Source organism: Streptomyces sp. NPDC059897 (genome assembly GCF_042730865.1).
GTDB lineage: Bacteria > Actinomycetota > Actinomycetes > Streptomycetales > Streptomycetaceae > Streptomyces.
Genome location: NZ_JBHWKQ010000033.1, coordinates 1 through 8,305, shown reverse-complemented (window position 1 = coordinate 8,305; position 8,305 = coordinate 1). Strand labels below are relative to the sequence as shown.

At 66.8% G+C, this 8,305-nt stretch carries 7 protein-coding genes; all 7 read right to left on the bottom strand.

Annotated features, from left to right (window positions below):
* Positions 1 to 69: 69 nt before the first annotated feature.
* The gene (gene pssA / locus ACFV9W_RS29000) at positions 70 to 873 is read right to left on the bottom strand and encodes a CDP-diacylglycerol--serine O-phosphatidyltransferase (RefSeq protein WP_385766628.1); all 804 of its coding nucleotides are present in this window, start codon (positions 871 to 873) and stop codon (positions 70 to 72) included.
* A gap of 31 nt (positions 874 to 904) precedes the next feature.
* Positions 905 to 1,561, bottom strand: coding sequence for a phosphatidylserine decarboxylase (locus tag ACFV9W_RS28995; RefSeq protein ID WP_385766438.1), 657 nt, complete (start codon positions 1,559 to 1,561; stop codon positions 905 to 907).
* Positions 1,562 to 1,755: 194 nt separating this feature from the next.
* The gene (locus ACFV9W_RS28990) at positions 1,756 to 2,961 is read right to left on the bottom strand and encodes an acyl-CoA dehydrogenase family protein (RefSeq protein WP_385766435.1); all 1,206 of its coding nucleotides are present in this window, start codon (positions 2,959 to 2,961) and stop codon (positions 1,756 to 1,758) included.
* A 2-nt stretch (positions 2,962 to 2,963) separates the two neighbouring features.
* Positions 2,964 to 3,476 (bottom strand): MaoC family dehydratase, encoded by a 513-nt coding sequence (locus ACFV9W_RS28985; RefSeq protein WP_385766432.1) that lies wholly within the window; start codon positions 3,474 to 3,476, stop codon positions 2,964 to 2,966.
* A 7-nt stretch (positions 3,477 to 3,483) separates the two neighbouring features.
* Positions 3,484 to 4,446 carry a CoA ester lyase gene (locus ACFV9W_RS28980; RefSeq protein WP_266715415.1) on the bottom strand — a complete coding sequence of 321 codons (963 nt, stop codon included), beginning with the start codon at positions 4,444 to 4,446 and terminating at the stop codon, positions 3,484 to 3,486.
* Complete coding sequence (locus ACFV9W_RS28975; RefSeq protein ID WP_385766428.1) at positions 4,443 to 6,491, bottom strand: protein meaA; 2,049 nt, start codon at positions 6,489 to 6,491, stop codon at positions 4,443 to 4,445. Before ACFV9W_RS28975 ends, ACFV9W_RS28980 begins: the two co-directional genes overlap by 4 nt.
* 22 nt (positions 6,492 to 6,513) lie before the next feature.
* Positions 6,514 to 7,851, bottom strand: coding sequence for a crotonyl-CoA carboxylase/reductase (ccrA, locus tag ACFV9W_RS28970; RefSeq protein WP_385766425.1), 1,338 nt, complete (start codon positions 7,849 to 7,851; stop codon positions 6,514 to 6,516).
* Positions 7,852 to 8,305 lie beyond the last annotated feature (454 nt).

Here is an 8,305-nt window from a genome sequence, read left to right as displayed (position 1 = left end):
CTCACACCCACTATGTGGGGGGGCCCCCACCAAACCGCCGCGCCCCCACCACTCACACGTCCCGCCGGGCTACGGCAACTGCGCTGCTCGCGCTTCCCGCCGATTCCCACGGAAATTATTCACACGCCGCGCCGTCGCGAACAACGGAATCACGGCACCGAGCACGACCTGCAGCGTGCACCCGGTCGCCAGCAGCATCTGACCGCCGGGCGCGTCGAACGCCCACGCCGCAAGGAGCGCCATGCTCGCCACGATCCACGCCAGCATCGCCACGGCGAGCCGCCCCCGCGGCTTCGGGTACTCGACCCGGCTGACCATGAGCCACGCCGTACCGATGATCGCCAGGAGCGTCGCCACGAAGGGCAGCTCCAGGAGCACGATCGAGACGACGGTGAGCGCGCCGAACGGCGACGGCATGCCCTGGAACGTGCCGTCCTTCACGGTCACGCACGAGAACCGCGCAAGCCGCAGCACCACCGCCAGCAGCACCACGATGGCCCCCACCGCGGCGACTCTCTGGTGCGCGTCGTCGGCGACCATGCCGTAGACCAGCACGAAGTAGGCGGGCGCGAGCCCGAAGCTGATCAGGTCGGACAGGTTGTCCAGCTCCGCGCCCATCGGCGAGGACCGCAGCTTGCGCGCCACCAGACCGTCGAACAGGTCGAAGATCGCGGCGGCGAGCATCAGGATCACGGCCGTCGCGGCGGAGTGCCGCGCCATGCCGGAGTCCGCGCTGCCCTGGATGTGCGGGATCAGGATCCCGGTCGTCGTGAAGTAGACGGCCATGAATCCGCACGTGGCGTTGCCCAGCGTCAGGGTGTCCGCTATCGACAGCCGGAGCGACAGCGGCATCTCTTCCGCGTCGTCCGCCATGTCGTCGTCCGCCCAGGCGGAAGTCTCGGGGTCAGTCACGGTCAATTCGGGTCACCCCAGCCACCGTCTTCTGCCCGACCTCGACGTCGGCCTCGACGCCCTCGGGGAGGTAGATGTCGACACGCGAACCGAAACGGATCAGGCCGATCCGCTCGCCCTGCTCGACCTTCGTGCCCTGGGGGATGTAGGGCACGATGCGGCGGGCGACGGCTCCGGCGATCTGGACCATCTCGATGTCACCGAGCTCGGTGTCGAAGTGCCACACCACCCGCTCGTTGTTCTCGCTCTCCTTGTTGAAGGCGGGAACGAAACCACCGGGGATGTGCTCGACCGACGAGACCGTGCCCGCGAGCGGCGCGCGGTTCACGTGCACGTTCAGCGGGCTCATGAAGATCGCGACGCGGGTACGCCCGTCCTTCCACGGCATGATGCTCTGCACCACACCGTCGGCCGGGGAGATGACCCGGCCATCGGCGATCTCGCGCTCGGGGTCGCGGAAGAACCACAGCATGCCAGCCGCCAGAGCGGTGGTCGGGACGGCGAGTGCTGCTGCCTTCTTGGAGCGTCGCGAGCGCGCCAGGCTGAGGGCAGCCGTGGCGACGGTCGGGAGAAGCCACGGCGAGGCTCCGCGCGCAAGACGTCCCTTGAGGACGCCGTCGCGTGGTGCAGAGATTTGGCTGTGGGGCATGGATGACCTTCGTAGCGGATGAGGCCGCGCAGTTTACGGGGGGACGGCGGCTTTTCCGGGGATGCTATCGGTTGCGAGCCACAACTGGGCAAGCCAGGAAGCCACATCGGACGGCAGGCATCCCCCGGAGTGTGCCTACGGGGTGTGATCTTCTTCGCGAAGAAACACCCCGTAAACGGACATCTGGCCCAGGATCAGCCTTGGGATCGATACTCCTCGAGGAGCCGACGACCAATGATCATTTTCTGGATCTCGGCGGTACCTTCGCCGATCAACAGCATCGGTGCCTCGCGGTAGAGGCGCTCGATCTCGTACTCCTTGGAGAAGCCGTAGCCGCCGTGGATCCGGAACGCGTCCTCCACGACTTCCTTGCAGTATTCGGAGGCCAGGTACTTGGCCATCCCTGCCTCGAGGTCGTTACGTTCCCCGGAGTCCTTTTTGCGTGCTGCATTGACCATCATCGCATGGGCGGCCTCGACCTTGGTGGCCATCTCGGCCAACTTGAACTGGATCGCCTGGTGCTGCGCGATGGGCTTTCCGAAAGTGTGCCGTTGCTGCGCGTAATCGACACCCAGTTCAAATGCACGCTGCGCGACGCCGCAGCCACGCGCCGCGACATTCACGCGGCCGACTTCCACCCCGTCCATCATTTGGTAAAAGCCCCGGCCGGTCTCCCCGCCCAGTACGCGATTGGCCGGAATGCGCAGGTCATCCATGATGAGTTCGGTCGTGTCGACGCCCTTGTAACCCATCTTGTCGATCTTTCCGGGGATCGTCAGGCCCGGACGGACTTCACCGAAGCCCGGTTCCTTCTCGACGAGGAACGTCGTCATCGACTTGTGCGGCGCGGAGCCCTCCGGGTGACCTTCATCACTTCGCGTGAGAACCGCCACAAGCGTTGACGAACCGCCGTTCGTCAGCCACATCTTCTGGCCGTTCAGAAGGTAACTGTCGCCGTCCTTAACCGCCTTTGACGTGATCGCCGACACGTCGGAGCCAAGTCCCGGTTCGGACATGGAGAATGCGCCGCGCACCTCGCCGAGCGCCATGCGGGGCAGGAAGTGGTCCTTCTGCTCCTGCGTGCCGTGCTGCTTGAGCATGTAGGCGACGATGAAGTGGGTGTTGATGATGCCGGAGACCGACATCCAGCCGCGCGCGATCTCCTCCACGCACAGCGCATAGGTGAGCAGCGACTCGCCCAGACCCCCGTACTCCTCGGGAATCATCAGCCCGAACAGGCCCAACTCCTTGAGCCCGTCGACGATCTGTTGCGGGTACTCGTCGCGGTGCTCGAGTTCGGTCGCGACCGGGATGATCTCTTTGTCGACGAAGTCCCTGACCGTGGAGAGGATTTCCTGCTGCACATCGGTCAGGCCGTGGGTCTGCGCGAGTCGGCTCATGGCTACTTCTCCTGCGACTTGAGAGAGGGGCGGCCGGGCTGTTCGCCGCCGCGCTCCTTGATGTACGTCTCGGTGGGCACCATCACCTTGCGGCGGAAGACGCAGACGAGCGTGCCGTCCTGCTTGTAGCCCTTGGTCTCCACGTGGACGATTCCGCGGTCCGATTTCGACCTGGACGGAGTCTTGTCCAGGACCGTCGTCTCGCCGTAGATGGTGTCGCCATGGAAGGTCGGCGCCACGTGCTTGAGCGACTCGATCTCCAGATTGGCGATGGCCTTGCCGGAGACGTCCGGCACGGACATCCCGAGGAGGAGCGAGTAGATGTAGTTCCCGACGACGACGTTCTTGCCGAAGTCCGTCGTCTTCTCCGCATAGTTCGTGTCCATGTGGAGCGGGTGGTGGTTCATCGTCAGGAGACAGAACATGTGGTCGTCGTACTCGGTGACCGTCTTTCCCGGCCAGTGCTTGTAGACGTCCCCGACGGTGAACTCTTCGTAAGTGCGGCCGAACTGCATGGTGTCGTCACGCCTCCGGGATCTCGAACTTGGACGTGCGCTGCATGCCCGCCGCGCGTCCCTTCCCGGAGATGACCAGCGCCATCTTCCGGCTGGCCTCGTCGATCATCTCGTCGCCGAGCATCGCGGAGCCCTTCTTGCCGCCGGCCTCGGACGTGCAGTAGTCGTACGCGTCCAGGATCAGCTCGGCGTGGTCGTAGTCCTCCTGGGAGGGCGAGAAGACCTCGTTGGCGGCCTCCACCTGGCCGGGGTGCAGCACCCACTTGCCGTCGAAGCCCAGCGCGGCGGCGCGGCCGGCGACCTCGCGGAAGCCGTCGACGTTCTTGATCTGGAGGTACGGGCCGTCGATCGCCTGAAGGTCGTTGGCGCGGGCCGCCATCAGGATCTTCATCAGGATGTAGTGGTACGCGTCGGCGCCGTAGCCGGGCGGCTGCTCGCCGACGACCAGGGACTTCATGTTGATGGACGCCATGAAGTCGGCCGGGCCGAAGATGATGGTCTCGGTGCGCGGCGAGGCCTCGGCGATCGCGTTGACGTTGTTGAGGCCCTGCGCGTTCTCGATCTGCGCCTCGATGCCGATCTTGCCGACCTCGAAGCCCATCGTCTTCTCGATCTGCGTGAGCAGGAGGTCGAGCGCGACGACCTGCTCGGCGTTCTGCACCTTCGGGAGCATGATGCAGTCGAGGTTCTGGCCCGCGCCCTCGACGACGGTCACGACGTCCCGGTAGGTCCACTCGGTCGTCCAGTCGTTGACCCGCACGACGCGCGTCTTGCCCGTCCAGTCGCCCTCGTTGAGGAACTTGACGATGGTGTGCCGCGCCTCGGGCTTGGCGAGCGGGGCGCAGGCGTCCTCCAGGTCGAGGAAGACCTGGTCGGCGTCGAGGCCCTGGGCCTTCTCCAGGAAGCGCGGGTTCGAGCCGGGCACGGCAAGACACGAACGGCGCGGGCGAAGGCGGTTGACCTGGGTCATGCGGGGACCTCCAGTGGGTCGAGGTGGTTCGCTGTGCGGATCTCGTCGACGATACGGCCGATGATCTCCGTGATGCCGAAGTCCTTGGGGGTGAAGACGGCGGCCACACCCGCCCGCTTCAGGTCCTCGGCGTCGGCGTTGGGGATGATGCCGCCGACGATCACGGGGATGTCGGTGGCGCCCGCCTCGTGCAGGCGGGCGAGCACGTCGGGCACCAGCTCGGCGTGCGATCCGGACAGGATCGACAGGCCTACGCAGTGCACGTCCTCGGCGAGAGCCGCGGAGACGATCTGTTCGGGCGTGAGCCGGATGCCCTGGTAGACCACCTCGAACCCGGCGTCGCGGGCCCGTACGGCGATCTGCTCGGCGCCGTTGGAGTGTCCGTCGAGGCCCGGCTTGCCGACCAGGAGGCGGAGCTTGCCGCCCAGTTCCTCGCCGGTGCGGCGGACCTTCTCGCGGACCTCGGCGAGCGGCGTGCCCTGCTCGGCGGCGACCGCGACCGGCGCCGACGAGACGCCCGTGGGGGCGCGGAACTCGCCGAACACCTCGCGCAGGGCCGCCGCCCACTCGCCGGTCGTGACCCCGGCGCGGGCGCATTCGAGGGTCGCCTCCATGAGGTTCTCCGTGCCCGCCGCGGCCTCCTTGAGGCGGTCGAGCGCCTGCCCGGTGGTCGGGTAGTGGAACGGATCGCCCATGCCCTGCCGGTCGGAGGACTCCTCACGCGTCGTGCGCCACTCGCCGATGGCCGCCACGACCCTGGCCTCGACGTCGTGGTCCACCGTCATGATCGCGGTGTCCAGGTCGGCGGTGAGCGGGTTCGGCTCGGTGCCCTCGTAGCAGTTGACGCCCACGATCTTCTCCTGGCCGGCCTCGATCTTGGCCCGGCGCTCCGCGTGCGAGGAGACGAGCTGCGACTTGAGGTAGCCCGACTCGACGGCCGCCATGGCGCCGCCCATCTCCTGGATCCGGTCGATCTCGGCGAAGGACTCGGCGACCAGCTCGTCGACCTTCTTCTCGATGACGTGCGAGCCCGCGAAGATGTCCTCGTACTCGAGCAGGTCGCTCTCGTGGGCGAGGACCTGCTGGATGCGCAGGGACCACTGCTGGTCCCAGGGGCGAGGCAGGCCCAACGCCTCGTTCCAGGCAGGGAGTTGGACGGCGCGGGCGCGCGCGTCCTTGGAGAGCGTCACGGCCAGCATCTCGAGCACGATCCGCTGGACGTTGTTCTCCGGCTGGGCCTCGGTCAGGCCGAGGGAGTTGACCTGCACGCCGTACCGGAAGCGGCGCTGCTTCGCGTTCTCGATGCCGTACCGCTCGCGCGTGATCTGGTCCCAGATCCGCCCGAACGCCCGCATCTTGCACATCTCCTCGATGAACCGGACGCCCGCGTTCACGAAGAAGGAGATGCGGGCCACGACGTCCCCGAACTTCTCGGCGGGGACCTGCCCTGAGTCGCGTACGGCATCGAGAACCGCGATGGCGGTGGACATCGCGTAGGCGATCTCCTGGACCGGAGTGGCCCCCGCCTCCTGGAGGTGGTAGCTGCAGATGTTGATCGGGTTCCACTTCGGCATGTTCGCCACGGTGTACGCGATCATGTCGGTGGTCAGGCGGAGCGAGGGCCCCGGCGGGAACACATGGGTGCCCCGCGACAGGTACTCCTTGACGATGTCGTTCTGCGTCGTGCCCTGGAGCGCGGCGAGGTCCGCGCCCTGCTCCTCCGCGACCACCTGGTAGAGCGCCAGGGTCCACATGGCGGTGGCGTTGATCGTCATCGAGGTGTTCATCTGTTCCAGGGGGATGTCCTGGAACAGCCGCCGCATGTCACCGAGGTGGGACACCGGGACGCCGACGCGGCCGACCTCACCCCGCGCGAGGATGTGGTCGGGGTCGTACCCGGTCTGGGTCGGCAGGTCGAAGGCGACCGACAGACCCGTCTGCCCCTTGGCGAGGTTGCGCCGGTACAGCTCGTTGGACGCCTCGGCCGTGGAGTGGCCGGCGTACGTGCGCATGAGCCACGGCCGGTCCTTCTGACGCTCAGTCATCTGCAGGCTCTCCTACGGAATTTCAGACGTTCCGGAACCGGTTGATGGCGTCGATGTGCTGCGCCCGCTTCTCGTGGTCGCGCACGCCGAGGCCCTCCTCGGGGGCGAGCGCGAGGACGCCGACCTTGCCCTGGTGGAGGTTGCGGTGCACGTCGTAGGCGGCCTGTCCGGTGTCCTCGAGCGAGTACACCTTCGACAGGGTCGGGTGGATCTTGCCCTTGGCGATCAGGCGGTTGGCCTCCCACGCCTCGCGGTAGTTCGCGAAGTGCGAGCCGATGATGCGCTTCAGCGACATCCACAGGTAGCGGTTGTCGTACTCGTGGTTGTAGCCGGAGGTCGAGGCGCAGGTGACGATGGTGCCGCCCTTGCGCGTGACGTAGACGGAGGCGCCGAAGGTCTCGCGGCCGGGGTGCTCGAAGACGATGTCGACGTCCTCGCCGCCGGTCAGCTCGCGGATCCGCTTGCCGAACCGCTTCCACTCGCGCGGGTCCTGGTTGTGCTCGTCCTTCCAGAACTTGTAGCCCTCTGCGCTGCGGTCGATGATCGCCTCGGCGCCCATGGCCCGGCAGATGTCGGCCTTCTGCTCGCTGCTCACGACACAGATGGGGTTGGCGCCACCGGCGAGCGCGAACTGCGTGGCGTACGAGCCGAGTCCACCCGAGGCGCCCCAGATGAGGACGTTGTCGCCCTGCTTCATGCCGGCGCCGTTGCGGGACACCAGCTGGCGGTACGCGGTGGAGTTCACGAGGCCGGGAGCGGCGGCCTCCTCCCAGCTGAGGTGGTCCGGCTTCGGCATCAGCTGGTTGGACTTCACGAGCGCGATCTCGGCGAGTCCGCCGAAGTTGGTCTCGAAGCCCCAGATGCGCTGCTCGGGGTCGAGCATCGTGTCGTTGTGGCCGTCGCTCGACTCCAGCTCGACGCTGAGGCAGTGCGCGACGACCTCGTCGCCCGCCTGCCAGGCGTTGACGCCGGGGCCGGTGCGCAGCACGACGCCCGCGAGGTCGGAGCCGATGATGTGGTACGGCAGGTCGTGACGCTTCGTCAGGTCGCTCAACTTGCCGTAGCGCTCCAGGAATCCGAAGGTCGCCATCGGCTCGAAGATCGAGGTCCAGACGGAGTTGTAGTTCACGGAGGAGGCCATGACGGCGACGAGCGCCTCGCCGGGGCCGAGCTCCGGGACCGGCACGTCGTCCAGGTGGATGGACTTGCGCGGGTCCTTGTCGCGGGTTTCGAGCCCCGCGAACATCTCCGTCTCGTCCTTGTGCACGGTGATCGCGCGGTACGAGTCGGGGAGCGGCAGGGCGGCGAAGTCGGCAGACGTGGCGGTCTGCGACTGAATCGCGTCCAGGATGTCCTTCACGGTGGTGCCTCCGGCGTTTCGCGTTTGAGGGGAACGCTGAGTCGGGTGTGGCTGCTGAGGGTTGAGGGTGTGCCGTCGGTTCGGCGAGGTGGTGCTGTGGCAGCGCTTGGTGTGGCGCGGAAGGTTGCCTGTGACGCAGGCGTCCGGGCACACGAATCACGGTCGTTCGCGGTTCGCGGGGACAGCCCTCGCACGGAAGTTCTCTGTGCGCCGGCCGCCCGGACACCTTCAACGTATGGCACGCCGTGACGACTGGCAAGGCACTGCGTGCCATCAATCTCGCTCAGCTGGGAAAATTCCTGTTCATGTGAGCGATGATCGATCAGGCGAGGTCAGGGGCGGATTTCCGGACGTGGAAAGGATCGATGATCGATCGCCGGGCTGGGGAGCGGCGCGCCGGAGGAATGAAAAAGGCGCCCCACCTGGCACCTGTCTCTTATACACATCTCCGAGC

Coding starts and splice junctions, on each gene's coding strand:
- pssA (WP_385766628.1), bottom strand. CDS start 873: ATGGCGGACGACGCGGAAGAGATGCCGCTGTCGCTCCGGCTGTCGATA.
- ACFV9W_RS28995 (WP_385766438.1), bottom strand. CDS start 1,561: ATGCCCCACAGCCAAATCTCTGCACCACGCGACGGCGTCCTCAAGGGA.
- ACFV9W_RS28990 (WP_385766435.1), bottom strand. CDS start 2,961: ATGAGCCGACTCGCGCAGACCCACGGCCTGACCGATGTGCAGCAGGAA.
- ACFV9W_RS28985 (WP_385766432.1), bottom strand. CDS start 3,476: ATGCAGTTCGGCCGCACTTACGAAGAGTTCACCGTCGGGGACGTCTAC.
- ACFV9W_RS28980 (WP_266715415.1), bottom strand. CDS start 4,446: ATGACCCAGGTCAACCGCCTTCGCCCGCGCCGTTCGTGTCTTGCCGTG.
- ACFV9W_RS28975 (WP_385766428.1), bottom strand. CDS start 6,491: ATGACTGAGCGTCAGAAGGACCGGCCGTGGCTCATGCGCACGTACGCC.